The organism is Paenibacillus aceris (genome assembly GCF_017874035.1).
In the GTDB taxonomy this organism is placed as follows: Bacteria; Bacillota; Bacilli; order Paenibacillales; family NBRC-103111; genus Paenibacillus_E; species Paenibacillus_E aceris.
This window is the reverse complement of record NZ_JAGGKV010000006.1, coordinates 83230-108885: the sequence shown is the minus strand read 5'-3', so window position 1 is coordinate 108885 and position 25656 is coordinate 83230. Positions and strand designations below refer to the sequence as shown.

Sequence of the window (25656 nt, the reverse complement as noted above, 5' to 3'; positions counted from 1 at the left end):
TGGTGTATTTCAATCATTATGTCCATTTTGCTGACCATAGCTTCATCTCTTTTAATATTTGATGCAAATCCTGGCCTTTCGGTGTCAACGTATACTCAACGGTAACAGGCACAGTAGGGTAAGCCATCCGTTCTAAAACGCCATGATCCTCGAGATGACGTAGAATATCGGTTAAGGATTTAGGGCTGATTCCTGTCACTTGACGCTGTAGTTCGCCGAAACGCTTCGTACCGCAAAATAATTCCCGTAGGACGAGAAACGCCCATTTTCCGCCGATCACCTCAAGTGTTCGTTCAATGGAGCATTCGATTTCTTTGGGTACTTTAGGAACATAGTTGCTGAGTGGGGCGACTTTATCATTCTCAAGTGTTGACATCGAATCGCGTCCTTTCCAATTGGAATGTACATTACTATCATTGAAGTAAGTAAGTTACCATCCTGTATTTAGGGTGAAATATTTTCACTACTATCTATTTTAAAGTTCGTGAAGCCAATTAGCAATAGCAGGCCGATTATGGTATTTGTAAATTGCTTTTTAAGTTGAACATTGTCAAAGGTTGATTTCGTGCCTTAGATTCTTTACAATAAGAAATAAAATTATTGTTTCAGGAGATGTGTACATATGAACGTCAAAATTTCCCGTAATGCAGCGAAAGTACTTCAATTAGAGCTTGATAAAGAAGAAAACAAAGGCCTATTGGTTCGTGTACAAGTGACTCATAAACACGGTGACCACGCTCACTATGGCTTGGGTCTTGACGATAAATCTGCAAATGACGTCGTTGTCAGCACTGATAAAGGCATCGATGTTTTGCTGGATGGAAGTGAACCATTGCTTGACGGCATCCGTATTGACTACTTCTACACACCGGAAGAAGGCTTTATGATTACGAACCCAAGCAAGGGGAACAACGGAGATCACTAATGCGCAATGATATTCGCATTTGTGATAAATGCAAACACATGAAAGTGAAATCCGCACTTTCAAAAATTAAAGTCATTGCACCTGATGCTGAAGTCAAAGTTGCCTGCAAATCCTATTGCGGTCCATGTTCCCGTTTTGCTTTTATATTCATTAACGGCCGCTATGTAACAGGAGCTACCGAAGACGATGCGATTGAAAAGGCTAAAAAATACGTGAAATAATAAGAACTGTCTGGGTATGTACCCAGACGGTTTTTTTGTTGTGGGCGTGCCCAGAGGCACTATCTAGTGTTGCAGCCGAGACGATGTTTTTCAATGCTTAAATGGGCGGAGGGTACAGAGAGTTGAAGGTAACATTGCGAAACAAGCTTAAAGTTCATGCGGAGACACAAATGACCATCCAAAGAAACAGACCTAGCCAAACATCTTCAGCTAGGTCTATTTCCAATTAAGCATGAACTGCAGACTTGGCTAAGAGTTTTTGAATCTCTTTTTCAATTTTGCGCGGGGTTGTCGTAGGGGAGAATCTTTTAATGACTTTGCCTTCTTGATCAACCAAAAATTTCGTGAAATTCCACTTGATGCTGGAACCGAATATTCCGGAAGCCTGCTGCTTCAAGTGACGGTAAAGCGGATGGGTGTCAGCGCCATTGACATCTATTTTGGAAAACAAGGGGAAGTTGACGCCGAAATTGATCTGGCATGCCTGCTCAACCTGAGCATCGTTGCCAGGCTCTTGGTCCTTGAATTGATTGCACGGAAAGCCTAAAACGTTGAAACCTTGATCTTTATAAGTGTCATGAAGGTCTTGAAGGCCCTTAAATTGAGGAGCGAATCCGCATTTGGTCGCGGTATTGACTATAAGCAGCACTTGACCCTTGTAGTCGGCAAAAGACTTTTCGTCACCGCGGATCGTCCGGGCTGTAAACTGATGAACGTTCAAAAGGATCACCTTTTTCATAAATATTTTATACAATTTAATTTTACACAACTTTTATGGATTTGAAAAGCTTTTTTATGAGAATGGTCAAATAAAAAGAAACCCTGATCTCGAGTCGCTCGAAAAATCCGGGTTTATTGTTGTACGATATCCGCCAGCGCTTTGTCAACGGATGTATATGTGAAGTTGAAGCCATGCTGCAGCAGTACGCGGGGCAGCACTTTCTGGCCCTCCAAAAGCAAGGTAGACAATTCACCGAAAACAAGTTTCAGCACAAAAGAAGGGAGCGGAAAAAGATTCGGTCTGTGCAATGCTGTGGCTAATGCCACTCCGAATTGCTTATTCGTGACGGGACTTGGAGCCGTAGCGTTGACGGGCCCGCTGATCGACTCGTTCTGGATACAGAAATCGATCAATCTCACCATGTCTTCTATGTGAATCCAGGACAGCCATTGCTTGCCGCTGCCGATGGTGCCGCCAACGCCGAGCTTATAAGGTAACGCCATCTTCGGAAATGCGCCTTCCTTGCCGTCGAGCACAAGTCCTACGCGAACCTTTACGATTCGTGGTCCCTGGATTTGATCAGCAGCTTGTTCCCATTTCTCAACGACACTGGATAAGAAATCTATCGTATTGTGTGGGCTGCGCTCATCGAAGACAGCCGTCTCTGACGTGCCGTAGACGGACATACCCGAGGCGTTGACGACGACTTTTGGCTTCCTGTCCATCCGTTCGACAAGCTGAGCAACCTGCTGAGCAGCCTTTAACCGGGAATTTAGAATTCTTTGCTTTGCCGCTGCTGTCCAGCGCTGATTAATGGACTCACCGGCTAAATTTACAATGGCGTCCAGCTCTTCAAGGCCAGCAGAATGACTCTGCAGCTGCTCCCACGTTACGGTACGTACCCCATTCATGATACTTCTGGGGGTTCGTGAAATGTTGATAATTTCATGGCCGTGCTGTTGCAAATAGGCAATTAAACGCTTTCCTATAAAACCACTGCCACCAGTGATTGCTATTTTCATCTATGCACACCTCCATCACTTTATTATAGGCCTATTATACAATGTTTTCCAAGGGACTTATTCTTCTCTTTACCAGGCTGTGGTATATTGGAAAAAGGAGGGATGCCCATGTTTCGTTTTTTATTTGGAAAATCGCCTAAGCTGCCCAAGCGCAGTCGGCTTGGTAAATCCAAGCCATTCTATAGGGCATCGGAACTGCCTGAAGGTCTGGGCTTGCTCGAAGGTATTCGGCTGGAACGTATTGTTGCTAAGCTGGAGAGCTCACTACCGGCAGACTATGTTGAAAGACTCCACTATCGGGTAAAAGTTGAATATCCGAGCATGACTGACGATGAATTTGCCTGCAAATGGTTTGAACTTAAGCGTTATTTCTTAATGAACCTTATTTTGAAACGATCACCGATGTTTAGTAGTGAGATCGATGACATATGGCATGAAATGTTGATGTTCACCAGAGAGTATCAGCGATTCGGAGAACAATTTGCAGGCGGCGTCATTCATCATGCTCCTGAACGTGAACCGAAGCAGCTCCCGGGAGAGCGCGCTTGGTTTGATTGGGTGTATGCTCATCTATTCGAATTTGCGCCGAGCAGCAAGCGCTGCTGGAACGGATTCTTCCGCAACCCGCTGGATTCAGAATGCATAGAGATGCTCCGTGAAGGTAAAGTGGATGCGATATCCGCGAGTTTGTTTAATATGGAGCAAGCCCGCCGATATCCTGAGGTTGCTGAGACGATACGCCTCTTAATTGAACAAGCCGTTCGAGATGTAAGGAAAGCCGCGAAGAGCCGCCGTTTAAAGGATACCGAATGGGATGCTTCAATCGCAAACTCGAACTCGATGGTTTATCTCGCAGGCGCCATGATGTTCTTCTCGATTCAGAATCCGCAAAGCTATTCGAGCGATATGAATGCCAATTTCCCGGAGAATTCACCGGAAGGTCCGAGAGATAAGCATAGCAGCTGCTCTTCATCGGGCTGTGGGAGCTTTGGAGGGAGCGATGGCAGCTCCGGGGATCAAGGAGGCGGCAGCTCTTGCTCGTCCGGCTCCTCCTGTTCGTCAAGTTCAAGCTGCGGATCCAGCTGTGGTTCTAGTTGAAGCAATAAGCCAAGGTTACAAGCACTTTCCTATGGGAAGCTCAGGGAAGTGCTTTTCTTTATGCAGGGCATGCTAAAAATAATCTGGAAAAATCAGAATGACCTATGCTATACTTTTTCAAACAGGAGATGATCTGATGAATTCTAAAATGTCTTTTCAACCGCTGAGCCGCCCCAAGTTGGTTGACGATGTGGTGAATCAACTGCAGAAGAAAATCTCGGAAGGTGAAATTAAGCCGGGCGACAAAATTCCGACGGAGCCGGAGCTCATGCAGCAGTTTGCTGTTGGCCGTTCGACGATCCGCGAAGCGGTACGGGTGCTTGTACACGCGGGTCTGCTGGAGAAAAAGCAGGGCTTCGGCACTTTTTTGAAAGCTCAGTCAGCCATGCAGGAACCACTTGACCACAGGCTGCGCAGAGCCGAGATTTTGGAGGTTTACGAGGTCAGAAGGATGCTCGAGCTCGAAATATCCCGGTTAGCGGCTGAGCGCCGCGATGAGAATGACCTTGAGCAGATGCGCAGCGCGCTGGATCAAAGGTTGGAAGCATTGGAGAAAGGTGACACTGACACGTATTTGAGTTCAGACGTGAAGTTTCATCTGTCCATCGCTATCGCCAGCAAAAACAGTGTTGTCATCGACTTGTATCGTTCCTTCACTTCCGCGCTCTTGGAGGCATCGCATAAATTGGTAAGTGTCGAGACGGTGCACGATCCCCATCATTTGTACCACGAGAACATGTACCAAGCGATCAAAGATAAGGATGTCGCGGCAGCCGAGTATTGGACCATGAAAAATCTGGATGAGACCGTCACACAGCTTAAACAATATGTAAACCAGGAGTAGTTTCACACTCCTATAATTTAAAACGTCAGATGATATGATGAAGGAGGCGAGAACAAATGTCAGATTCAAATGCAATACGTAACCAAACAGTTTATGCAATTTTATTTTCCATCTCTATTGTCCATTTATTGAATGATGCCATTCAATCCGTCATTCCCGCCATGTTTCCGATTCTTCATAACTCATTGCAGCTGAGCTTTACGCAAATCGGGTGGATAGCTTTTACGTTGAATGTAACGGCCTCGATGTTCCAGCCTTTGATCGGTTTATACACCGATGCAAAGCCGAAGCCTTTTTTGCTGCCCGCAGGTGTGTTTTTCTCACTTTTGGGTGTGATTTTGCTCGCCGTAGCTTCTTCGTTCGTACAAGTGCTCGGTGCCGTCGTTCTTGTCGGTCTAGGCTCCTCGGTGCTTCATCCTGAGGCATCGCGTGTGGCCTATTTGGCAGCCGGACCCCGGAGAGGGCTTGCACAGTCGATCTTCCAAACAGGCGGCAACATTGGGCAGGCACTGGCTCCGATTTTTACAGCACTGATTTTCGTTCCGTTCGGACAAATTGGGATTATCTGGTTTTCGCTTGTCGCTGCGGTAGCGATTGTCGTTCAATTTTTCGTTGCCAAATGGTATCGGAAGGCGGGAAGCAGCCGTTCAGCTTCTTCAAGTAAAACCACTGCATTGAAACAGCCTTTGCCGCGTAAAAAAGTTGCCTACGCGATTTCGATTCTGATTATGCTGCTATTTTCCAAATTCGTATATGTGGCAAGTATGACGGGATTCTATGCCTTTTACTTAATTCAGAACAATCAGCTCTCAGTTGAAAAAGCGCAGTTATTCATCTTCACCTTGCTTGCCGCCGGGGCAGTCGGTACATTCATGGGCGGTCCGCTGGCGGATCGATTCGGAAGACGGAATATGATTTGGTTTTCCATCTTGGGCACGGCTCCGTTTTCGCTGCTTTTACCGTATGCCAATTTGTTTTGGGCGGGTGTGTTGTGTGCTTGCATTGGATTCATTTTGCTATCGGGATTCTCCGTTATTGTCGTTTATGCGCAGGAACTGCTGCCCGGCAAGGTAGGGACGGTTTCCGGTCTGTTCTTCGGTTTGGCTTTCGGTTTAGGCGGGATTGGCTCCGCCGTGCTAGGCACGCTTGCGGATGCAACAAGCATTTCATTTGTCATTAAGCTTTGTGCTTTTCTGCCGTTGATTGGGCTGTTGGCGGCGTTCCTTCCATCAGATAAAAAATTGAATTTGACCGAAGCTGATCTGCCGCAAAATATGGTAAAAGCATGATTCAAAATGAGGTGATCCTAAATATGCCGATTATTGAAATGGACAAGGTCTCCTGGTACAGAGACAATAAAACGATACTGAACCAAGTGGACTGGCAGGTGTCCCCAAATGAGCATTGGGCTGTACTGGGCTTGAACGGCTCAGGAAAAACGACAATGCTGAATATGATTAATGGCTATATATGGCCGAGTCAAGGGCAAATGTCCGTGCTTGGACATACGTTTGGAACGGTTGATTTAAGAGATTTGCGAAAAAAGATTGGCTGGGTAAGTTCATCCCTGCAGGAGAAACTGTATGCTTCTGACAAAACTCAGCATGTCGTCATAAGTGGAAAGCATGCTTCCATTGGTCTGTATGAGAAGCCGAGCGAGGCAGATTTCGAGCAGGCCGGGGAGCTTATGCAGCGCCTAAATTGCATGCATTTGTACGACCGTACCTATCAATCCTGTTCACAAGGAGAGAAGCAAAAGCTTCTTATTGCACGGGCTTTAATGGCCTCGCCAAAGCTGCTGATTTTGGATGAAGCAACGAATGGTCTGGACTTTCTGTCGAGGGAAGCCTTGCTTTCCAGCATTCAAGAATTGGCTAAGGGACCGGATGCCCCAACCTTATTATTCGTAACGCATCACATCGAAGAAATCCTTCCTGTATTCAATCAAACCTTATTGATTCGCCGCGGTGAGGTGTTTGCAAAGGGGCTGTCACGCGATGTGCTGACAAGCACAAGCCTATCCTCTTTTTTCGAGACGGAAGTAGAAGTGAAATGGCAGAGAGAACGACCATGGCTTTCGATTCCTGCAAATGATGGGCTAAAGCATGATTCAAAATGAGGGTATAAAGCACTTTCCGCTATAGTTGAAGAGGGTGAGAAGATGATCCGCCAAGGATTTTCCGAGCAAGAGATTGCTTTGATGCTTCACTGGATGAAGCGTGTGGACAGCAATTTTCAAGGATAAGTTAGCGAGCTCATCTAATTGCTAGGAGGAGTTTTTTTGAACATATAGTTAGATGTCTAAATAAAATACTTACCGGATGAGGTAACGATTCTTCCCTTTCATAACCTGCAGATGTGGGCATGCAGCACTGCAGATCGTATATAAAAAGCTGGTTTCCCGTTTGATTACGGGGAACCAGCTTTTTGTTCGACAAAAAATAATAATTAAGGACACGAACCGCTGTTTTTCGTGTATAATGGGTTCTTGATCTCAAAGTCTTAACCTTTGGTAAATTAACAGCAAGAGGAGCTCTGACAGATGAATCGAATACGTGTTTTTCTTGGTTCCTATCATCCGATTGTACATACGTTAATTTTAGGCACGGTTATGGCCAGGGCGGCGTCATCCATGAGTCTTCCTTTCCTGGCGATTTACTTAGCTAATCATACGTCGATGAGCGCGGTAATGATCGGGATCGTCATCGGGATGGGAGCTTTGGCAGGAACGATTGGCGGCTTTATCGGCGGTAACTTATCAGACCGATTCGGCAGACGTATCATCATGCTGGCTGCTCTTTTTGGATGGGCAGTAGTGTTTGTAGGCTTTAGCGTTGTGAAATTACCTGTTTTGTTTATGCTGCTCAACATGTTGAACGGCTTGTGCCGTTCCTTCTACGAACCAGTGTCGCAAGCGTTGATGGCAGATCTAACGGAACCGGCTAAACGCCTCAGCGTATTTTCAATGAGATATATGGCCATTAACGTCGGTGTAGCTGTAGGACCATTATTAGGGGCCTTTTTTGCAACGATGGACGGGGCTCTGCCATTTCTACTTACCGGAATTGTCTATTTTATCTATGCCGTTACGCTCTATGTTCTCCTCATTGTTTTTGGCATTAAGCAAATCGAGGGGGAGAAGAAACAGCCTGTTACATTCGTCTCGGCTTTGCGGGTCATCCGCAGTGATGTCACGTTTCGCTACTACATTCTTGGCGGGATCATTGGAGCGATCGGCTACTCGCAGGTTATGGTGACACTTTCGCAGTATTTAGAGCAAAATTTCACCGAAGGTGTAAAAATGTTTGCTGTTCTTATGAGCGTCAATGCCATCGTGGTTATTGCTTTGCAAATACCGCTTACACGGATATCCGACAAGTACACGCCAATTGTGGCTATCATCTTTGGCAATTTGATGTTTGCATTAGGAGATGTCGGTTTTGCGTTCTCGCATTCCCTTATTCCGATGATTGTTTCAATGGCGATCTTTACACTTGGAGAAATATTAAATTACCCCGCGGCGAACATGCTTATTGACAAGTTGGCGCCTGAGCATATGCGCGGTACTTATTTTGGAGCCCAAACTTTAACGAACGTGGGTCACTTTATGGGCCCATGGGTGGGTGGCTTTCTACTCGTTACTTATGGCGGAACCACACTTTATCTCGTAATTGCTGTTGTGACTATCGCGGGCTCTTTATTCTATTGGAAGGGCGCCAATAATCTACAAATATTGATGAGAAATAGGTCGAAAAAAGAAATTTTTTGAAAGAAAATGAAAAATTAGTTCTTATGAACTATACGATTTCAAAACAACTTCCCTTATTCTTGAGAGTGTAGTTATTTCTTGTAAAAGACTTCACAACACATCTCGACAATGGCAAAACTGGCGAAAGTCAGTGACGCAAAGCTACAGGGGCTACCTTGTTCTGAAACGGACTTGTTGCCAGCCAGCTGCCGAACGATTGGGTATTCAACTTAGATCCCCCTCCGATCGGTACACTATGGTGGGGTTTTTCTCTGTCATAACTCTCATAACCTATGAATAAAAAAAAGGAGGACCAAACAGCATGCAGTCTGAACTACATGAAGAGCAGAAAGTAACTTCACTTTGCGGCAATCATGTTGCCCGTTTGGTGCCATCCTCGGATGGACCAAAGCTACTGATTAATCTAGAAGAATACGCGCTTAACGAAGCATGTTGGGATGTCGAAATGTTTCATGGAAGAAGCAACAGTATCTTTATTTTCTACTGGAAAGGCGAAGTCAAGCTTTCTGTGAAAATGCCGAGGATGCCGCAGATTGAAGCATTTATGACAAGACTCTACCAAATCTTGACATCCAAACTTAGAACGGTTCAGCCTATATAGGCGAGCTGTTCTTTTTATTTGAGGAGACAAGTCGATTATCAACAAAATGATTATCACAAATCGACAGGTGCTGATATAATAAGTTTCATGGCGATAATAGTTCTTAAGAACTATGTATTTTGAATAAAATTGTTGAAACGACGAGAGCAGACGGATAAAATTAATGTAATGAGCCGTAGGAGGGGGAGGTCCCCGAATGCGGTTTTTTAACAGAGTCGGGGGGCGCAGCAGTGGAACTCAACCGTATTCATCATGTCGCAATTATTTGCTCGAATTACGAGCGTTCGAAGCATTTCTATGTTGATCTGTTAGGTATGACCATTGTGAATGAAACATATCGGGCAGAACGTGACTCCTATAAGCTGGATCTGCGAATTGGTGAGACAGAGCAGCAGATTGAGCTATTCTCCTTCCCGAATCCGCCAATGAGAGTGAATAGGCCGGAAGCGCGCGGTCTTCGTCATTTGGCTTTTGTGGTTGAGAACATGGACCAAAGCGTCAAAGAGCTGGAGAGCAAGGGAATATCGGTTGAACCGGTCCGCATTGATCCTATAACCGGTGATCGGTATACGTTTTTTGCAGACCCGGACGGGCTGCCTTTGGAATTGGTGGAGCAAGCAGGATGAATACCTATTAAAGAATGACCAATTGCGAGTTATGCTGAAAAAATAAATCCTTCTATCGCTTGGCTGACGATTTGTCAGAGAAACGGTTGAGGGATTTTTTTTGTTATGCGGGAGCGCATATGAGAAATGTTCATAAACTGTTCACTTATGAGGAGGCTTGCACTATCGCTATAATAACAAGGACAAACTGAAAGGATGATGGAAATTGCCAATAACAAAGAAAGAAGATTTTTATTTTGGATTGATGATGTGCGCTGGGATGGTCGTATTTATGACATTTTATAATTTATTTACCCGCGGCTTGATTGGCACGATATCCTTGAAAGAAATACTTGCTCAACTTATTCTAGTCTTTTTTATCGCGTCCTTATTGGAACTATTTATTGTCGGTCCAGTGGCAAAAAAAATTGCTTTTTCATTACCATACGACAAATCTAAGAAAGCATTTGTGATAGTATCCCTTGCATTTTTTATGGTTAGTGGAATGGTTCTCTTTATGTCTCTTTATGGATTGGGGAATGCTTACTTTTCCGGCAGTCTGGTTGGGGAATCATTGCTAGAAAGTTATTTATCTTTGGTGTTGAAAAATTTTGTTTTTGCTTTTCCGCTTCAACTCATTATTGTGGGTCCGCTTGTTCGGTATTTATTCGTTACCTTCGTTAAAGGGAAAAGAATTTCGGGGGCTTTAAGTTAATTGACCGAGAATTAAAGATCAATAATAGTTGCAGAGTAGTCTTTATCCATTTTTATAGTCAATAGAAAGGATTATTCCATTAATGTGTGACGTCGTATTATCTATACTCAAGTAAACCTCTTTGCAGGCTGTTGAAAAGTAATTCAAAGCGATTGAGTTGGATAACTGGTCGGAGAATAACCAATTTGGACAGAGATACACATATTTCTTTTCAGAGTATATTTGTCTAATATGACTCCATATTTCGTCGAATTCTTGAATGTGAATTGAATGAATCGAATCCTCATAGGTTGGATTAATAGACTGATTAAATCTGACATACTTAAAGTCACCCGAAGCGGTATGTACACCATGAAATTGGTATAAATCCAAAACGAAAGGATTTATCTTATTTTCGCTCATTAACAGAGTAAACTTTTCTTTCGATTTAGGATTAAGATTCTCTAATCTTAGTTCAACGGGATTTCCTTTAGACGTTACGACATGAATACTTTGAAAATGGCAAAGTAATTGTCGGAGTGCATCGTCATTTAGATTTATATGTGTTAGTGGAATAATAAGACACATTTCCGGTACTAGAAATATGAATGGAGCAATATAATATTCTGCTATGGGAGATAATTCGTTATTCGCAATGTCCAGCGGCGGAATAGCTTGAAAATTAATATTTTCAAGTCGTGAATACTCAGTTCTAGTTAAATTTTTAACATAGCTTTTATCCATATCTTCAAAGTGGCTCATATAAGTAATCTCCTTTGTTTTGTGATACATGGAGCGTAGTCACTATTTTATGATCTACGCTCCATGAATTCAGAGTTTATCTGGCAATGATATAGCCTAAAATCTTGGTGATTCGCATTCGGATAATTTCATTGTATTTGTTCATGAACTTTTTTCTACTGCTTGTAAGTAATTCTTTTGAAGAGGAATAATATCAATTGTATACCAACCTTCTGAATCATCATATATTTGTATCTCTACCGATAGATTACTAATACCAGCATTAATATCACATTTTAAAAAGGTATTCAAAGTCTAACAAATAGATTTGATAATGACCAAAACACTCCAGCCTATCGATAGCGTTTCACCGCTTTAGGCGCTACTTTTAACATAGAACGCTAGGTCAATTAAAGAAAGCGGTAGCTAAGACAAAAAAGTCTCAGCTGCCGCTGTTTTATTTCGACATTATATAATTTATATGTTTATAAGTGGAACTAGAGGCCGCTATTTTGCCAAAAAGATCCCTTTGCGCGAGGGAAAGGGAACTAGGGTCCGCTATTTCGCCATTTTGACAGAAAGTTGGACGATGGAGGTTGAATAAGAGCCTGTAGTTCCCCCAAACCCACGAAATTCAGCTTTTTGCATAAATAAGGGAATGGAGTTCCCCTATTTATGGTGGGCATCCATGTTAAATAACCGCCGCTGTGTCCGAAGCGTGATGAGGAGCGAAAACAGTGGGTATTTAAACGAAATGTATAATAGTTCGTCTAATATAAGTAAACAAAAGTAAATGGAGGGATATTCCAATAAATGCATAGATTAATTGTTTTTAGTTTATTGCTAGTTTTATTAACTTCCTGTAGTGATACTCTGGATAAGGAAATTGTAGATAGTGCTCCTACTAAAAGAGCAGGGACTGAAAGAACCGTTCTAATCGATAAAAGTAGTAATAAAAACGAAAATAATGATGTCAACTTAGGCAACAAGATTGAACTCTTATACTCATGTGGCATTAATGTATTAACCCTATAATAAAACTTAGAATATACACCTTAACGATCCCAGTTGTATGAGGTCCTATTTTTGGTGAGGAGGATGCGCTTGGAAGGAAATGTATTGAACTGCCTTTACTTATTCTTAGTTCTATTTATTTGCTACATAATCTTTATCTTACCAACACAATGGCTAAAAATTGAGCGAATAAAATATGCTCTTAATTTAAATGTGAGAATCCTGCAAATAAGTGATTTGCATGTTGAAAGATTAAGAATTAGTCCATCCAGAATAGCCGCTATTATTAATAATGAAAAACCCGATTATGTATTCATTACTGGTGATTTTACCAAATACCGAAAAAGTCTTCCTAGACTAGAAGAGTACTTGAGAGCGATGACTATTTGTAACGTGCCCATATATTGTGTTCTTGGAAACCATGATTATCAGCAGAAAAATGTCATAGATATTGTCAAGCTTTTAAGAAAATATGGGCTTCATTTGTTAAGAAACGAGTCGCTGCATTTAGAACGATTTGAATTAATTGGAATTGATGATTTCGATTCAGGTAGGAGTGACATTGAAGCTGCTTTTCAAACTGTTGATGATCGTAGAACTAAACTCATTATTACCCACGATCCTAACGTAGTACTGCATTTAAATAAAGGCTTTGACTATTTAATGGCTGGACATCTTCACGGTAAACAATTCAATATTCCATTTTTCTTTCATATCAAAAACGCAGGTAAGTTGCCTAGAAAGGGGATTTATAAGGGATTACATAAACATCAATTTGGGGCTTACTACATATCTAAAGGCATTGGGCAAACAGGAGTTAATGCAAGATTTTTTGTCAGAAGCGAAGTAACAATGCATTATTTATAATAAGACAGCGGCGGCTAAGACGTAATGTCTCAGCTGCCGCTGTCTTATTAAAATCTCGGAGACTATTTATCGTGCCTGCGCGGAGGAAATGGACCAAGATACTGGTACAGGTTACACTCGATCCGCCCGTTAAACAGCTTGCGCTTCTTATCGGCGCGGCGGTTCATGTAATGCTCGAGCTGCGTGCTCGGGCTCAAAATGAACATGCTCCACGAAGGCATTGGAGCTGTAAGCGCTCCGAGCTCGCGCAGCGCGACCTCGACATCCTTGGCCTCGCCAAGCCTCTCTCCGTATGGCGGATTGGTGATCAGGCAGCCATAGTCGCCGCGCGGGCGGGCTTTGGCTACCGGTTCTACGCGAAGCTGGAACTGCTTCGTCAAGCCAGCCGACTTCGCGGCGGCCTCTGCCACTTCGATGGCAGACGGATCAATATCGCTGCCGATGATGTGAAGCGGCACATTGTCACGGACCGCGTCGAAGGCTTCGTCGCGCGCTTTGTCCCAGAGCTTGCGCGGCACGTTGCCCCACGCTTCGCTGGGGAAGCTGCGCCGCAGGCCTGGCGCAATGTTCCAGCCGATCATAGCGGCTTCGATCGGGATGGTTCCCGACCCGCAGAACGGGTCGTAGAGCGGTCGATCGACGCTCCAGCGGCTGAGCAGGATCATGGCCGCCGCCATCGTTTCCTTCAGCGGCGCTTCAGTCACAAGTTTGCGGTAGCCGCGTTTGTGCAGGCTGGGGCCGGTGGTGTCGATCGTGAGTGTCGCGATATCGTTCAGGAGCGCAACCTCAATTACGTAGCGTGCCCCGTTCTCGGGGAACCATTCTGTGCCGTATTGAAGCTTTAACTTCTCAACGACAGCTTTTTTTACGATGCCTTGGCAGGCAGGTACGCTGGACAGTTGTGACTTATGGGAACGCCCTTGCACAGGGAATTCGGCATCGTTAGGAATCCAGTCTGGCCAGGAGAGGGCCTTTGTGCCTTCAAAAAGCTCGTCGAAGGTCAGGGCTTTAAACTGGCCCATAAGCACCAGAATCCGATCCGCTGTACGCAGCCATAGATTGGCCCGGCAGATAGCAAGCTCATCTCCCGTGAAGCGTACGCGGCCGTTCTCGACGGTTACCTCGGTATAGCCGAGGTCGCGGACTTCGCGGGCAACGATGGCTTCAAGTCCCATTGGGCAAGTTGCAATTAGTTCGATAGGTTGTGGCATGTTTAGATTCCTTCCATCCGGGTTGTGCTTCGTTCATAAAACTCATACAATTAACAAGTATAGGACAAATAAGATATACTTACAAACGAAACAGGTAAAACTCTTAGGAGGAACAACATGGAAACCATAACAGCTGAAAGCTATATGGAAGGCTTATACGCGGATGATCCCGTGCTGGAGCGGGTAAAGGAAGTCATTAGAACCCATAATATGCCGGAAATATCCATTGCACCCGGTTATGGCAGACTGCTCACAATGCTTGTGTCAATGATTGGCGCAAAAAAGGTGCTGGAAATAGGTGCTTTAGGCGGTTATAGCGGGATCTGCCTGGCAAGAGGGCTTAAAGCAGAGGGCAAGCTCGTTTCACTTGAGTTGAAACAGGATTTCGCCGATGTAGCTAAGCAGAATGTGGCGGATGCAGGACTTGGTGAACTTGTCGAGTATCGAATCGGCGAAGCATTGGTGCACCTGAATGAGCTGCTCGCGCAGGGAGAGCGTTTCGATTTCTTTTTTATCGATGCGGACAAAGTGAATTATCCGAACTATTTGGAGCTGGCTATCCAATTAGCGAATCCAGGCGCCGTTATTGCAGGCGATAATACGTTAATGAGGGGCAAAGTTATTGATGCAAGCCAAACCAAAGCCTCCGTGCAAGCGATGCGCAGCTTCAATAAGCTTGTTGCCACGGATCCGCGTTTGGAAAGCACGATCCTTCCAGCCTATGACGGTTTGGCGTTGGCACGTGTGAAATAAAGCGAGCATGAGTTCCTGCCTAGCGCGAGGCTTCATGAATAAACAGGACCTTCCTCCCACTATATAAGTGGAGTTGAAGGTCCTTTTGCATATTATTCTAAGAATTCTGCTGATGAATTTTAAGTGATTGATATTCGCTTAATTGCCAAGGCGCTGTTGGTTCTATCTGTGTAACAGGAGGTGCAGGTTGAGGTGTGGAAATGGGGTGTACAATTTGCTGCTTTTTGAAAGGAATAGCACTCATCCCGTTCCAGTATATGAGCAAAATCTCCGCGCATAAAACGATGAATGCAATTTTTGGCCAATTCAACTTCATAGATGGCATCCTCACTTTCAATGATGCACCTATGTTACCATTTTGTGGAATTAATTTCCATAATTATTTTTCTGTGTTGTCTTATTTATGCACAAGACCTGTTGTAATCTCAAGCTCATAACGGTCACTTTCGGGCATTTGAACAATGTGAGCCCTCCGGACAGCAAGCTCGATATCATACGGAACCCGAACGTATTGAATGGCGAAGCCTGCCTGCTCCACACTGCCCAGATTGCCTTCCAGAACGCAGTAGCAGGCTTGCGGAATGCCATCATAGGGAATGCCCACGCTGCCTACGTTAAAGAGCATCAGCCCGCTGTCCGTATGCGTTTCAGTGTGTTTTTCCGAAGGGTTCCTGATCGTAATCAAATAAGGGATGTGGATGTCTCCGTATCCGACAATATCAGGCTGTTTCCCGTTAGCCGTTTCTCCGGTCATCTCCGTATTTTGAAACATGGCAAGGCGCTCTTTCTTGGAAGCTTTGCGCTTCACGCGATGATAGACGCTTAGGGAGGAAGCGTGAAACAGCCGGAACAATTTGCCGCTTAGGTGTAAATCAACGGAAAAAGGCAGTTCCTTCAAATAAGCAAGCCTATCAGGCCCTAACTGCTGCTGCTGCCAAATGCCGGCAGGCTGATCCTGCGGCAGGTTGATCCCCAAGTCCCAGTTCCCCTGAATGACAACATCACAAGTCCTCTGAATACAATCAACAACGGCTGCCGAATCAGGTCCTTTGCCGACCAGGTCGCCCAAGCAATAGATCCGTTCAATGCCACGCTGCTTGATATCTGCAAGCACGGCTTCAAGTGCAGGTAAATTTCCATGGATATCCGAAATAATCGCGATTTTTTCCAACGTTTTTGATCCCTTTCCATGCTATTTTCAATAAAGAATAGTATTGTTTCTGTTATACCATACAGAGTCCAATCTGAAAATGAGAGCACTTGACTATTACCCATTGGTAGATTCTTCTGCTATAATTTGTAGGGGGAAAGGGGAAGGTTTTGAATGGAATCCAGACAAGAGCGTCACCGTAAAGCGAAGAAAGAGCGAGCTCCTCAGAAGAAAACTCCGCTGAAAGTGATAGGAGGGCTCACGCTGGCCGCAGCCGCCTGTTTCGCCATAGGTATTGGCGCATCCTATTGGACGTCGAACAGCAATACCGCCGAAGAGCAAGGGGCGGCGCCGTCACCGGCAGCTGTTGATTCGCCTCAGCCGACGCAAGCAGCGAGTACGGAGCCAAGCACAAAGCCGAGCCCTGCATCTACAGCAAACGCTGTCATGCCATCGCCGGCACCCGCGATAACGGACAAGCCTGCGAGCAGTGGCGGGCAAGTGAGTCTGACTTTTGTGGGAGATGTGCTGTTCGCCTCCAAAGTGGAAGATATTTTGAAGCAAAAAGGCTATGATTACCCTTATACGAATGTAAAAGACTATTTGAGCAAGCCGGATTTCACCATCGCTAATTTGGAAACACCCATAACGACTAGAGGTACCGTTCAGAAAAAGGATTACGTCTATCGCTCCTCGCCTTTGTCACTGCCACCGCTGAAGGATGCAGGCATTGATCTCGTTAATTTAGCGAATAATCATGTGATGGATTATGGTCCGGAGGGATTGCAGGACACGATGAATGCTCTTGATCAAGAGGGCATTAAACGCATAGGTGCCGGCAAAGATTTGGACGAAGCGTATCAACCGGTCATATTGGAAAAAGATGGCGTGAAGATTGCCTTCCTTGGTTTTAGCCGTGTCGTTCCGGAGGCCTCCTGGAAAGCAGGACCCGGTCACCTGGGCGTGGCAGAAACCTACAACTACAAGCTGCCGGTAGAAGCCATTCAGAAAGCGAAAGAGAGTGCTAATCTAGTCGTCGTCGTTGCGCACTGGGGCGCCGAAAGAAGCGATCATCCGGATAAGAACCAAACCGATTTGGCGCACCGGTATATCGACGCAGGAGCAGATCTGGTCGTTGGCGGCCATCCGCATGTTTTACAAGGCTTTGAGCAGTACAAGGGCAAATGGATCGCGTATAGTTTAGGCAATTTCATTTTTACAACAAATGATACTCCTAAGACATGGGAAACGGTTATTTTGGAAGCCGCATGCTCGAAGGAGCAATCGTGCAATATCCATCTTGTGCCTATTTTGACCAAGGCCGCACTGCCAACACCGATGAACTCGGAAGACAGCTCCAAGTTGTTCCAAAGGTTGAGTCAAATTTCGATCGGTTCCAAGGTGGACACGCAAGGAAATGTTAGCAAGAAATAATGTGAGGAGACGACTACATGACAGAAATTCGCAATATTTACTGTGTAGGACGCAATTACCGGGCGCATGCCGCTGAGCTGGGGAACGATGTTCCTGATCAGCCGATGATTTTTACGAAACCGACACATGCTTTGGCCGAGATGAGTGGCGGTGAGCTGACGCTTCCAGGTGATCAAGGTGAAATTCACTATGAGGCTGAATTGGTCCTGCATATCGCAAAGCCTTATCATGAAGGCATTCGCGTGGATGAAATTGTTGACAAATATGCGCTTGGTATCGACTTTACTCTAAGAGACGTGCAGTCTGTCATTAAGAAAAAGGGCCAACCTTGGCTGCCGGCCAAAGGCTTTCTGAAGTCAGCGCCGATCACAGCCTTCCGTCAATTTCCCGGTGCTTCCAAGCTTACCGAGGAAAATTTCCAGCTTCGTAAGAACGGACAAGTGGTCCAAAACGGAAATATCAGCAACATGATCTTCGATCTGCAAACCATCATTGATTACATAGCTAAGCATTATGGGCTGGGTGCTGGCGATATCATTTACACGGGGACTCCTGAAGGGGTAGGTCCTGTGCACAAGGGCGACCTTTTGGAATTGGTTTGGGGCGAAGAAGTATTTGGAGCCGTTACGGTTCACCTATAAAAAAAAGGGCAGTCTCTTAAGGTCGATATTGACCTGAGAGATTTGCCCTTTTCTATTGATTATCTGCCGCATTCTCTAATGTCGCATCGGCATACTGCTCGCGAACGCGAAGGATCGCTGGTAATTGACGAAAAAACGCATCAACGACTCGGGGATCAAAGTGCTCGCCGCGTTCATCTTTAAGCAGCTGCAGGATGCGATCCAACTCCCAGGCTTTTTTGTAGACACGCTCACTGCCTAGTGCATCGAACACGTCGGCAATTGCGGTAATTCGCCCGTAGATGTGAATGTCTTCTTCTTTGATTCCACGGGGATATCCGCGTCCGTTCCATTTCTCATGATGCTCATAGGCGACAATTGCCGCTGTTTTGAGTATATGTCGATTGGATTTTTTAAGCAGGTTATAGCCGATCAGTGTATGATGCTGCATGATTTTAAATTCTTCGTCAGTTAATTTCCCTGGTTTATTGAGCACGCTGTCGGGGATCGCTACTTTACCGATATCATGCATTGGCGAAGTCATTTTGAGCAGCTCAGCTTCTTCTTTGCTCATGCCTAATCCAAGTGCGAGGAGATAGGAATACTCAGCGACACGTTTGACATGGTTGCCTGTTTCTTTGGAGCGGCTCTCGCCAATTTCACCCATTGTGAAAATAATTTCCTTTTGCGTTTCTTCAATTTCGCTCGTGAGAAGCGCGGATTCCAAGGATTTGCCCGCGTAGGAGGAAGCGAGTGTCAAATATTCCATGTCTTTATCCGTAAATTGCCCACACTCCGTCAGCTTATTAATGGCTTGATAAGCGCCCATAATTTCACCCTGGCTGTTTCGAAAAGGAATGACCATCAGTGCTTTCGTGCGGTAGCCTGTTTGCTGGTCTGTGGAAAGAGCGCCATTAAGCAAGTATGTCTTATATTGTTCATTTGTGTAAGCATCATCAATAAATACTGCTTTATCATGGGTGACAGCATAACCGACAAGGCCGGCTGATCTCGGAATCCGAATCTCATCGAGTCCATGAGCTACTTTGGACCATAACTCATTCTTGCTCGTATCGAGCAGCCAAACCGTGCAACGATCTGAAACAATCATTTCGCGACCCATATCCGCCATCAGCATGAGGACATTTTCGAGCACGCGTTCATTGGCAATTTTGGCTGCGTATTCAAAAATAATGCGCAGCATTTCTTGAGGTTCCAAGTCTTTTTTGACCTGGGACTTGAACGGGATGTGATCGTTTTCCATGTCAGCCTCCTAACTTTCGAACTATCTTACCATAATATTCTCGTAAAAAGATTAACTTCCTGCTAAAATTACCCGATTTATGCATGGTTTTGTCGAAATTAGTTTGTGACGGGTTTCGGGATGAAGCCCCAATCCAGCTATGCTACAATAAGTGGGAATAGAGGTGCTGAAATGGATTGGATTTGGGGAGTAATTGGGAGTTTGCTCATTGCAGGAGCAGCCTATTGGAGAGGATCTCTCTCGCTGTCTGGTTTGATTTCTGCGGTGGTGCTTGGAACCCTCATGTTTGTGTTCGGAAGCTTAGCCTGGTTTGGGACGTTGATCGCTTTTTTTGTTTCTTCCAGCATATTATCCAAGCTTAAGCATCAGCGTAAAGCCGCTGCCGAAAGCGGCTATGCCAAAGGCGGAAGGCGCGATGCGGGACAAGTTGCGGCCAATGGCGGACTTGGTTTAGTGCTTTGCATGGGTCATACCCTATGGCCTGATCCGGTTTGGTGGGTATTATTTGTTGGGGTAATGGCAACCGTTACGGCGGATACATGGGCTACTGAGATTGGCGGAATGAGCGCATCTGAGCCTAGGTCTATTCTGAATGGGAGACGTGTTCCAGCGGGAACATCAGGCGGCGTAAGTGTTCTTGGCTTGCTGGCCTCTGTGGCTGGAGGAGCGTTTATTGGATGGATCAGTGGATGGTTTAGCTTGATGGGAGAGCAGGGATATGTGATAAGTAGACTATCTGTTTTCATTGCGCTCGGTGCGATTTCAGGGTTGTTGGGTTCATTGGCCGATTCTTGGTTAGGGGCAACGCTGCAGGTGATGTATCGTTGTACGGTTTGTGGAAAAACGGTGGAGAAAGAGGTCCACTGCGGGCAGAACGCTGCACAAATACGCGGTATGAAATTCATGACCAATGATCGTGTGAATGCCCTCTCCTCGCTGATCGGAGGCGTTCTGTGCTGCCTATTGTGGTTTTTGTCCGCTGGTTGAACAGGAAAAAAAGTGCAGCAAATGTTTGAATTTCCGAATTCAATACATTTGCTGCACTTTTCTCTTTAATGTACGGTAGGCGGCGCTTCAATAACGGATTCCCTAGCAGGCTGCTGCGCGACAGGAGACAGCGCGGCATCTTGCAACTGCTTTTCCAACTGCTTCACTTTACGATGCAGCTTGTACTGACGAACCATTCCGAATAGACCAACGATCAAACCACCCAACAACGTAGAGGTCAAAATGACAAGAATGAGCGGGATGGACGTTTGGGCAAATATGAAATTAACTTGCACCGGTTCGACATTCACGACTGCGAAAACAGCTGTAAGGAGGGCGAATAGTAAAGCGCAGATCAGAATCCATTGCATCTTCATCCGGCATACATCCTTTCAAGCTGCGAAAAGGTTGAAAGCTTGCGCCTCCAACCTTCCGCTTGCACTTACTTCGTAAGCTCTTCCATCTGATCAAGCAGGGAGCTGAAGACGCTCATGGCTTGCTTGATCGGCTCCGGTGTGGACATGTCAACGCCGGCTTTTTTGAGGATATTCAAGGAGTAGTCGCTGCCGCCGCTTTTCAGGAAGCCCAAGTAACGGTCAACGGCAGGCTGGCCTTCATCCAAAATTTGCTTCGCAAAGCTGGTCGCAGCCGAGAAACCTGTTGCGTATTTGTACACATAGAAGCTGTTATAGAAGTGGGGGATACGCGCCCATTCCATCTCAATATCCTGATCCACGACCATGTCCTTGCCATGGTACAGCTTATTCAAGCCATAGTAGATCTCGCTGAATTCTTGAGGTGTTAGAGATTCGCCCTGCTCCGATTTCTCATGTGTGATCATTTCGAATTCAGCAAACATCGTTTGACGGAAAACCGTCGTCCGGAACTGATCCGCATAGTATGTCAACAAATAGAGCTTCTCTTTCGGATCCGTTACACGTTTCAATAAATAGTCCATGAGCAGCGCCTCATTCAGGGTTGAAGCGACTTCCGCAAGGAAAATCGTATACTGCGCATAGCGGTATTCTTGATTTTCATCGGATAAGTAGGAATGGATGGCATGACCCATTTCATGCGTCAGGGTAAACATGCTGTTTAAATTGTCTTTATGGTTCAAGAGCACATATGGATGTGTGCCATAGGCACCCCAGCTGTATGCGCCGTTACGCTTATTCTTGTTCTCGTAAACGTCGATCCAGTGGTTATCGAAGCCGTCTTGAAGAATCTTCAAGTAGTTTTCACCCAGAGGGGCTAAGCTTTTCTTGATTTCTTCTTTGGCCTGTTGGTAAGTAATATCCATTTTGAACTCTTCAACCAACGGAGCAAAGAGGTCATACATATGTAATTCATCGACTTTTAGCAGCTTTTTACGAAGCTTCAGATAACGCTGCAGCTGCGGCAGAGAGTCGTGAACGGTGGAAATTAAGTTCGTATACACTTCCTTCTTGATGTTATCGCCGAAAAGGGTCGATTCCAGAACGGAAGGATAGTGGCGCGCTTTGGCATAAAAAATGTTCTTATTAATATTCGCGCTTAGCGTAGCGCCAATCGTGTTCTTATTGTTGCGGTAAGTTTCATATACGGCATGGAAAGCATTTTTGCGAACTTCCGGATCGCGGCTTTCCAAGAACTGGATGTAGCTGCCGTGGGTAAGCTGGACTTCCTCGCCTTTTTCATTCTTGATTGCAGGGAATTTCAAATCGGCGTTATTCAACATGCCGTAAATCGTGCTTGGCGCTCCCGCCATATTACCTGCTTGAGCCAGCAGCGCTTCCTGTTCTTTGGACAACGTGTGCGGCTTCTGACGAATCATCTCTTCAAGCGTGTCTTTGTAGAAGGATAAAGAAGGATCGTTCACCAATTGCTGAAGTTTTTCATCGGATAGACTTAGAATTTCCGGTGAAATAAAGGAGAGCGCTTCGCCCACTTCGACACTAATTTTTTTCGCTTTTTCGGATAAGGCCTGATAAGTGGGTTCTGCTGTATCTTCATGATGTTTCATGTTGGAATACACATAGAGTCTTTCTGTTTTCAAAGAGACTTCATCTTCCAACTGGAAACATTGCTTGACGGTAGCGGCATCGTTAAGTTTTCCTTGGAAGGCGCTGATTTTGCCAAGCGAGCTCTTCACATCCTGAAATTCCTTTTCCCAAGCTTTACCATCGGCATATAAATCTTCGAGATTCCAACGGTGCTCGGCAGGTACTTGCTTGCGTTCCAATAGTTGAGCCATGAGAGCCCTCCTGTCCTTGTTTTGAGTTTGGGGTAATCGGTCCTCTTTCGCATGCAAATCGGCTGCTGGGACAGAGCTAAGGAGAAGTCCCATTGCCGCAGTCACATAGATCCAGCGCATTACGGTCACGCTCCCGGCATGTACCCATGTGGGGCTTTTTTGATTTAAACCCATTTCATGGTTTTCACCTAGTATGACCGTTAACCCACTCATTTATGATTATAAGAAAAAGCTGGAAGGAAGTAAATTTACTTTCCGGCGCCGAAGAAGCTGATCAAGATAAGAACAAACGAAATCGAGACCATCACAATCGCCAACAAGGCGAGATACCGTTTCATTTGTGCCGGAAGGCTGTCTTTTTTCATAATCAAAATGATGGCAAGGCAAAAGGATACGAGAATAAATGTGAGTATAGAACCGGATTCGGTCATGAGTAAATCATCCTTATCCCTATAGAATATGACGCGTACTAACTACTGCATGATAGTAACTTTCGCTGTAAACAGGCAAACTCCTTTTTCACCCGGCATGCTGCATAGTTTCATCCGGATTCTCATCATCTTCCGTCTTCACCAAAATGAGCTTGCCGCGGGAATCCATTTTGACCGTAAAACGATCCTCTGGCGCAATTTGCGCTTCGTCGCTTAATTCCTTCGGGAGTGTTAACTGGCCGCGGTCACCCACTTCAACGAGGTAGCCGACCATTTTGGACCATTTGCCTGCCGCAAGTACAATCACAATGAGAAGACCGATGAACAGCCATTTGCTTAGCGGATTTGAAGCGAAATAAGGGGACAGGAACTTTTCGCCGGTAATCATTTTACCTGCAGTTAATGCGAGTACGCCTGCACCGATATAAATGATCCATGGATAAGTCTCAATCCATTTGATGAACAGTGTGCTGCCCCAGACAACGATCGGGACACTGACGAGAAGGCCGATGATGACGAGCAGGAAATCTCCATGAGCAGCGCCGGCGACAGCGATAACATTATCGAGCCCCATTACGGCATCGGCTATAATAATCGTTCGGATCGCAGCCCACATGCTGTTTTTTGCTTGAACCTGCTCGTGATTTTTCTTTTCGCTAAGCAGCTTATACGAAATCCATAGGAGCAGGATTCCACCCGCTAAGAGAAGGCCAGGGATTTTCAGAAGTGTAACCACAATTAGAGTTGCCAGAGCGCGAATAACGATGGCGCCAACCGTTCCCCATAAGATAACTTTCTTTTGCGTTTCCTTTTTCAAATTGCGTGCCGCCATACCGATAACGATCGCGTTATCTCCTGCAAGCACCAAATCAATAAGAATAATACTGAGTAATGAGACGAAAAAGCCTGCTGACAACCATTCCACAACAACCACTCCTTTAGCATATTTTTTTGAAAAAAATAGAGCCCAGCACCGATGACCGGTGAAGGCTCTAATTCATCAAAAAAGACCTTCACCAAAAAATTGGCAAAGGTCTTGCTAACAACGATAGTCGTTGCCAATAAAGCCGGGATCTGATGAGGATCCGAATTGACGACTTTACTGTATCAGCTACTCCCCTTTGGAGTATTGCGTATGAACTTATAAGTTAATTATAGAAAGCCAAAGAATGAAAGTCAAGACATTTGGTCCAAGTGGATTATACTTCTTTGAAAGCATCCATAATCGCTTGCCATTCTTCCTCGGTGCCATCGAACTTCTCCTTGGCAAATCGCTCGTTAGCCCAGTGCAGCATTGCCGGCCGCCCGATAAAAGTGTGGCACTCTTCGCCCCACTGATCCGAAATCTCAGTAAGAACAATCTTGGTTCCTTGGACTTCAACATTGAGCATGTTCCATTTATCTTTTTTGTAGATTGTATGTTTCTTGAAAGGTTGTTTTGACACGGTTGTTCCTCGTTTCTGTAGTAAGCTTATAGATATATGCAATCGTATCATAAATAAACGCGATTTCCAAACGGCTAGTCAAGAAATTCCTATTGCCAGCGGAAAGCCCGCATGGTAATATTCTCCTAATCCTTTCCAGAGGGAAACGGGTTATGAGGCATTTAGTTGAGATGAACATTGAGCTGAGGAGAGATGAGCATGGAACACATACGTATTTATGAGCAAGTTGGGGTCGCAATGACCTCTAGATCGTACGCAGAGTACGAGAAAATGTTTATGCTGCATACCGCAGATTTGCAAGGTAAGCGTGTCCTGGATGTTGCAGGCGGAGCGTCTTCGTTCACTGCAGAAGCAAGGCAGCTTGGTATTCTCTCGGAGGCGGTCGATCCGCTTTATGATCAATCGCCAGAGGCGATTGAACGGCATGGCAGACAAGAGATTGAACTTGTCGCGGCAAAGATGGAGAAGCTGCAGGATGTCTATGACTGGACGTTCTACGGTTCACTTCACAATCATACGTCCGGCCGGATTAAGGGCCTTGAGAGGTTTCTAGAGGACTTCTCAAGCCGTGATGGTGCTTCGAGGTATCATGCGGCGTATCTTCCGTCGCTGCCTTTTGAGCAAGAATCCTTCGATTTCGTATTGTGCAGTCATTTTCTCTTTCTTTATGAAGAGCAATTCGATTACGCCTTTCATCTGAAGGCGGTGCGAGAGCTGCTTCGCGTCGTCAAGTCTGGCGGTGAGGTGCGGATTTATCCATTGCTCAGTTTTCGTACGGTTGAATACAGCAGCCTTTCGAAACTAATGAACGATCTCACAATTGAGGGGCATTTGGTGGGAAAAAGAGAGGCGAGCCTCCCATTTTTACCGAATTCTCATCAATATTTAAGCATAATTAAGAGCGGCTCTGCATAGTGGAAAACGTTGGTACATCAACAAATTTTAGCTTGTCTACGGCTTTTTATTCGTTGATTTATCCCAAATGTGATGGTATAATTTCCTTATT

29 protein-coding genes and 1 riboswitch are annotated in these 25656 nt (G+C 45.2%); of the genes, 16 read left to right on the top strand and 13 right to left on the bottom strand.

The window, feature by feature from the left end; translation table 11 throughout:
* Positions 1-16: 16 nt before the first annotated feature.
* Positions 17-376: a winged helix-turn-helix transcriptional regulator gene (locus J2Z65_RS13290; protein ID WP_167060660.1), complete on the bottom strand. Its 360-nt coding sequence runs from the start codon at positions 374-376 to the stop codon at positions 17-19.
* 246 nt (positions 377-622) lie between these two features.
* On the opposite strand from J2Z65_RS13290, the gene J2Z65_RS13285 reads away from it, so the two are divergent.
* Complete coding sequence (locus tag J2Z65_RS13285) at positions 623-925, top strand: iron-sulfur cluster assembly accessory protein (protein ID WP_167060657.1); 303 nt, start codon at positions 623-625, stop codon at positions 923-925.
* Positions 925-1146: a YuzB family protein gene (locus J2Z65_RS13280; RefSeq protein WP_167060654.1), complete on the top strand. Its 222-nt coding sequence runs from the start codon at positions 925-927 to the stop codon at positions 1144-1146. Before J2Z65_RS13285 ends, J2Z65_RS13280 begins: the two co-directional genes overlap by 1 nt.
* Before the next feature lie 226 nt (positions 1147-1372).
* On the opposite strand, the gene J2Z65_RS13275 is transcribed toward J2Z65_RS13280, so the two are convergent.
* Both J2Z65_RS13275 and J2Z65_RS13270 read right to left on the bottom strand, forming a co-directional pair.
* Complete coding sequence (locus J2Z65_RS13275) at positions 1373-1867, bottom strand: glutathione peroxidase (protein ID WP_193580981.1); 495 nt, start codon at positions 1865-1867, stop codon at positions 1373-1375.
* Between the two features lie 131 nt (positions 1868-1998).
* A complete protein-coding gene (locus J2Z65_RS13270; RefSeq protein WP_167060651.1) occupies positions 1999-2889 on the bottom strand; it encodes a TIGR01777 family oxidoreductase in 891 nt (296 codons plus the stop codon).
* A gap of 108 nt (positions 2890-2997) precedes the next feature.
* On the opposite strand from J2Z65_RS13270, the gene J2Z65_RS13265 reads away from it, so the two are divergent.
* From J2Z65_RS13265 to J2Z65_RS13230, 8 genes are all read left to right on the top strand, one after another.
* A complete protein-coding gene (locus J2Z65_RS13265; RefSeq protein ID WP_167060648.1) occupies positions 2998-3987 on the top strand; it encodes a glycine-rich domain-containing protein in 990 nt (329 codons plus the stop codon).
* Positions 3988-4123: 136 nt separating this feature from the next.
* Positions 4124-4831 carry a FadR/GntR family transcriptional regulator gene (locus J2Z65_RS13260; protein WP_167060645.1) on the top strand — a complete coding sequence of 236 codons (708 nt, stop codon included), beginning with the start codon at positions 4124-4126 and terminating at the stop codon, positions 4829-4831.
* Positions 4832-4887: 56 nt separating this feature from the next.
* Complete coding sequence (locus J2Z65_RS13255) at positions 4888-6120, top strand: MFS transporter (RefSeq protein ID WP_167060642.1); 1233 nt, start codon at positions 4888-4890, stop codon at positions 6118-6120.
* A 23-nt stretch (positions 6121-6143) separates the two neighbouring features.
* Entirely contained in the window at positions 6144-6950 is an 807-nt protein-coding gene (locus J2Z65_RS13250) for an ABC transporter ATP-binding protein (RefSeq protein WP_167060639.1), read from the top strand.
* Positions 6951-7373: 423 nt separating this feature from the next.
* A complete protein-coding gene (locus tag J2Z65_RS13245; protein ID WP_167060636.1) occupies positions 7374-8600 on the top strand; it encodes an MDR family MFS transporter in 1227 nt (408 codons plus the stop codon).
* A gap of 100 nt (positions 8601-8700) precedes the next feature.
* Positions 8701-8793, top strand: a riboswitch (cyclic di-GMP riboswitch).
* Between the two features lie 108 nt (positions 8794-8901).
* Complete coding sequence (locus tag J2Z65_RS13240; protein ID WP_167060633.1) at positions 8902-9201, top strand: hypothetical protein; 300 nt, start codon at positions 8902-8904, stop codon at positions 9199-9201.
* A gap of 230 nt (positions 9202-9431) precedes the next feature.
* A complete protein-coding gene (gene gloA2 / locus J2Z65_RS13235) occupies positions 9432-9827 on the top strand; it encodes an SMU1112c/YaeR family gloxylase I-like metalloprotein (RefSeq protein ID WP_167060630.1) in 396 nt (131 codons plus the stop codon).
* 205 nt (positions 9828-10032) lie between these two features.
* The gene (locus J2Z65_RS13230) at positions 10033-10521 is read left to right on the top strand and encodes a DUF2798 domain-containing protein (protein WP_167060627.1); all 489 of its coding nucleotides are present in this window, start codon (positions 10033-10035) and stop codon (positions 10519-10521) included.
* A 42-nt stretch (positions 10522-10563) separates the two neighbouring features.
* Here J2Z65_RS13230 and J2Z65_RS13225 read toward each other — a convergent pair whose 3' ends face one another.
* Positions 10564-11262, bottom strand: a complete 699-nt coding sequence (locus J2Z65_RS13225) for a hypothetical protein (RefSeq protein WP_167060624.1) — start codon at positions 11260-11262, stop codon at positions 10564-10566.
* Positions 11263-12345: 1083 nt separating this feature from the next.
* Between J2Z65_RS13225 and J2Z65_RS13220 the strand changes: the two genes are divergently transcribed.
* Positions 12346-13122 carry a metallophosphoesterase gene (locus J2Z65_RS13220; RefSeq protein WP_240159808.1) on the top strand — a complete coding sequence of 259 codons (777 nt, stop codon included), beginning with the start codon at positions 12346-12348 and terminating at the stop codon, positions 13120-13122.
* A 62-nt stretch (positions 13123-13184) separates the two neighbouring features.
* Here J2Z65_RS13220 and J2Z65_RS13215 read toward each other — a convergent pair whose 3' ends face one another.
* A complete protein-coding gene (locus tag J2Z65_RS13215; protein ID WP_167060618.1) occupies positions 13185-14333 on the bottom strand; it encodes a THUMP domain-containing class I SAM-dependent RNA methyltransferase in 1149 nt (382 codons plus the stop codon).
* Between the two features lie 117 nt (positions 14334-14450).
* Here J2Z65_RS13215 and J2Z65_RS13210 point away from each other — a divergent pair, with 117 nt between their 5' ends.
* Positions 14451-15086 (top strand): O-methyltransferase, encoded by a 636-nt coding sequence (locus J2Z65_RS13210; RefSeq protein ID WP_167060615.1) that lies wholly within the window; start codon positions 14451-14453, stop codon positions 15084-15086.
* A gap of 97 nt (positions 15087-15183) precedes the next feature.
* Here the strand turns inward: J2Z65_RS13210 and J2Z65_RS13205 are convergent, their stop codons facing one another.
* Both J2Z65_RS13205 and J2Z65_RS13200 read right to left on the bottom strand, forming a co-directional pair.
* Positions 15184-15402 (bottom strand): hypothetical protein, encoded by a 219-nt coding sequence (locus tag J2Z65_RS13205; RefSeq protein ID WP_167060613.1) that lies wholly within the window; start codon positions 15400-15402, stop codon positions 15184-15186.
* Positions 15403-15483: 81 nt separating this feature from the next.
* Positions 15484-16257 carry a metallophosphoesterase family protein gene (locus tag J2Z65_RS13200; RefSeq protein WP_167060610.1) on the bottom strand — a complete coding sequence of 258 codons (774 nt, stop codon included), beginning with the start codon at positions 16255-16257 and terminating at the stop codon, positions 15484-15486.
* A gap of 153 nt (positions 16258-16410) precedes the next feature.
* On the opposite strand from J2Z65_RS13200, the gene J2Z65_RS13195 reads away from it, so the two are divergent.
* Complete coding sequence (locus tag J2Z65_RS13195; protein WP_240159807.1) at positions 16411-17670, top strand: CapA family protein; 1260 nt, start codon at positions 16411-16413, stop codon at positions 17668-17670.
* 17 nt (positions 17671-17687) lie between these two features.
* On the top strand, positions 17688-18311 hold the full coding sequence (locus J2Z65_RS13190) for a fumarylacetoacetate hydrolase family protein (protein WP_167060607.1): 624 nt from the start codon (positions 17688-17690) through the stop codon (positions 18309-18311).
* A gap of 52 nt (positions 18312-18363) precedes the next feature.
* On the opposite strand, the gene J2Z65_RS13185 is transcribed toward J2Z65_RS13190, so the two are convergent.
* Positions 18364-19554, bottom strand: a complete 1191-nt coding sequence (locus J2Z65_RS13185; protein WP_167060604.1) for an HD domain-containing phosphohydrolase — start codon at positions 19552-19554, stop codon at positions 18364-18366.
* Positions 19555-19725: 171 nt separating this feature from the next.
* Here J2Z65_RS13185 and J2Z65_RS13180 point away from each other — a divergent pair, with 171 nt between their 5' ends.
* Positions 19726-20541: a DUF92 domain-containing protein gene (locus J2Z65_RS13180; RefSeq protein WP_167060601.1), complete on the top strand. Its 816-nt coding sequence runs from the start codon at positions 19726-19728 to the stop codon at positions 20539-20541.
* A 65-nt stretch (positions 20542-20606) separates the two neighbouring features.
* Here the strand turns inward: J2Z65_RS13180 and J2Z65_RS13175 are convergent, their stop codons facing one another.
* From J2Z65_RS13175 to J2Z65_RS13155, 5 genes are all read right to left on the bottom strand, one after another.
* Positions 20607-20918, bottom strand: coding sequence for a LapA family protein (locus tag J2Z65_RS13175; protein ID WP_167060598.1), 312 nt, complete (start codon positions 20916-20918; stop codon positions 20607-20609).
* Positions 20919-20983: 65 nt separating this feature from the next.
* Entirely contained in the window at positions 20984-22774 is a 1791-nt protein-coding gene (gene pepF, locus J2Z65_RS13170) for an oligoendopeptidase F (protein WP_240159806.1), read from the bottom strand.
* Between the two features lie 248 nt (positions 22775-23022).
* Positions 23023-23205: a hypothetical protein gene (locus J2Z65_RS13165; RefSeq protein WP_167060595.1), complete on the bottom strand. Its 183-nt coding sequence runs from the start codon at positions 23203-23205 to the stop codon at positions 23023-23025.
* Positions 23206-23293: 88 nt separating this feature from the next.
* Entirely contained in the window at positions 23294-24130 is an 837-nt protein-coding gene (locus tag J2Z65_RS13160; RefSeq protein ID WP_167060592.1) for a YjbE family putative metal transport protein, read from the bottom strand.
* Positions 24131-24404: 274 nt separating this feature from the next.
* Positions 24405-24596, bottom strand: coding sequence for a hypothetical protein (locus J2Z65_RS13155; RefSeq protein WP_167062653.1), 192 nt, complete (start codon positions 24594-24596; stop codon positions 24405-24407).
* A gap of 252 nt (positions 24597-24848) precedes the next feature.
* Between J2Z65_RS13155 and J2Z65_RS13150 the strand changes: the two genes are divergently transcribed.
* Positions 24849-25565: a class I SAM-dependent methyltransferase gene (locus tag J2Z65_RS13150; RefSeq protein WP_240159805.1), complete on the top strand. Its 717-nt coding sequence runs from the start codon at positions 24849-24851 to the stop codon at positions 25563-25565.
* The last annotated feature ends 91 nt before the right edge of the window (positions 25566-25656 follow it).

What these genes read in the sequence shown, in the direction of transcription:
- J2Z65_RS13290 (WP_167060660.1), bottom strand. Translation starts at nt 376, where the DNA reads ATGTCAACACTTGAGAATGATAAAGTCGCCCCACTCAGCAACTATGTT.
- J2Z65_RS13285 (WP_167060657.1), top strand. Translation starts at nt 623, where the DNA reads ATGAACGTCAAAATTTCCCGTAATGCAGCGAAAGTACTTCAATTAGAG.
- J2Z65_RS13280 (WP_167060654.1), top strand. Translation starts at nt 925, where the DNA reads ATGCGCAATGATATTCGCATTTGTGATAAATGCAAACACATGAAAGTG.
- J2Z65_RS13270 (WP_167060651.1), bottom strand. Translation starts at nt 2,889, where the DNA reads ATGAAAATAGCAATCACTGGTGGCAGTGGTTTTATAGGAAAGCGTTTA.
- J2Z65_RS13265 (WP_167060648.1), top strand. Translation starts at nt 2,998, where the DNA reads ATGTTTCGTTTTTTATTTGGAAAATCGCCTAAGCTGCCCAAGCGCAGT.
- J2Z65_RS13260 (WP_167060645.1), top strand. Translation starts at nt 4,124, where the DNA reads ATGAATTCTAAAATGTCTTTTCAACCGCTGAGCCGCCCCAAGTTGGTT.
- J2Z65_RS13255 (WP_167060642.1), top strand. Translation starts at nt 4,888, where the DNA reads ATGTCAGATTCAAATGCAATACGTAACCAAACAGTTTATGCAATTTTA.
- J2Z65_RS13250 (WP_167060639.1), top strand. Translation starts at nt 6,144, where the DNA reads ATGCCGATTATTGAAATGGACAAGGTCTCCTGGTACAGAGACAATAAA.
- J2Z65_RS13245 (WP_167060636.1), top strand. Translation starts at nt 7,374, where the DNA reads ATGAATCGAATACGTGTTTTTCTTGGTTCCTATCATCCGATTGTACAT.
- J2Z65_RS13240 (WP_167060633.1), top strand. Translation starts at nt 8,902, where the DNA reads ATGCAGTCTGAACTACATGAAGAGCAGAAAGTAACTTCACTTTGCGGC.
- J2Z65_RS13225 (WP_167060624.1), bottom strand. Translation starts at nt 11,262, where the DNA reads ATGAGCCACTTTGAAGATATGGATAAAAGCTATGTTAAAAATTTAACT.
- J2Z65_RS13215 (WP_167060618.1), bottom strand. Translation starts at nt 14,333, where the DNA reads ATGCCACAACCTATCGAACTAATTGCAACTTGCCCAATGGGACTTGAA.
- J2Z65_RS13210 (WP_167060615.1), top strand. Translation starts at nt 14,451, where the DNA reads ATGGAAACCATAACAGCTGAAAGCTATATGGAAGGCTTATACGCGGAT.
- J2Z65_RS13205 (WP_167060613.1), bottom strand. Translation starts at nt 15,402, where the DNA reads ATGAAGTTGAATTGGCCAAAAATTGCATTCATCGTTTTATGCGCGGAG.
- J2Z65_RS13195 (WP_240159807.1), top strand. Translation starts at nt 16,411, where the DNA reads ATGGAATCCAGACAAGAGCGTCACCGTAAAGCGAAGAAAGAGCGAGCT.
- J2Z65_RS13190 (WP_167060607.1), top strand. Translation starts at nt 17,688, where the DNA reads ATGACAGAAATTCGCAATATTTACTGTGTAGGACGCAATTACCGGGCG.
- J2Z65_RS13185 (WP_167060604.1), bottom strand. Translation starts at nt 19,554, where the DNA reads ATGGAAAACGATCACATCCCGTTCAAGTCCCAGGTCAAAAAAGACTTG.
- J2Z65_RS13180 (WP_167060601.1), top strand. Translation starts at nt 19,726, where the DNA reads ATGGATTGGATTTGGGGAGTAATTGGGAGTTTGCTCATTGCAGGAGCA.
- J2Z65_RS13175 (WP_167060598.1), bottom strand. Translation starts at nt 20,918, where the DNA reads ATGAAGATGCAATGGATTCTGATCTGCGCTTTACTATTCGCCCTCCTT.
- pepF (WP_240159806.1), bottom strand. Translation starts at nt 22,774, where the DNA reads ATGGCTCAACTATTGGAACGCAAGCAAGTACCTGCCGAGCACCGTTGG.
- J2Z65_RS13165 (WP_167060595.1), bottom strand. Translation starts at nt 23,205, where the DNA reads ATGACCGAATCCGGTTCTATACTCACATTTATTCTCGTATCCTTTTGC.
- J2Z65_RS13155 (WP_167062653.1), bottom strand. Translation starts at nt 24,596, where the DNA reads ATGCTCAATGTTGAAGTCCAAGGAACCAAGATTGTTCTTACTGAGATT.
- J2Z65_RS13150 (WP_240159805.1), top strand. Translation starts at nt 24,849, where the DNA reads ATGGAACACATACGTATTTATGAGCAAGTTGGGGTCGCAATGACCTCT.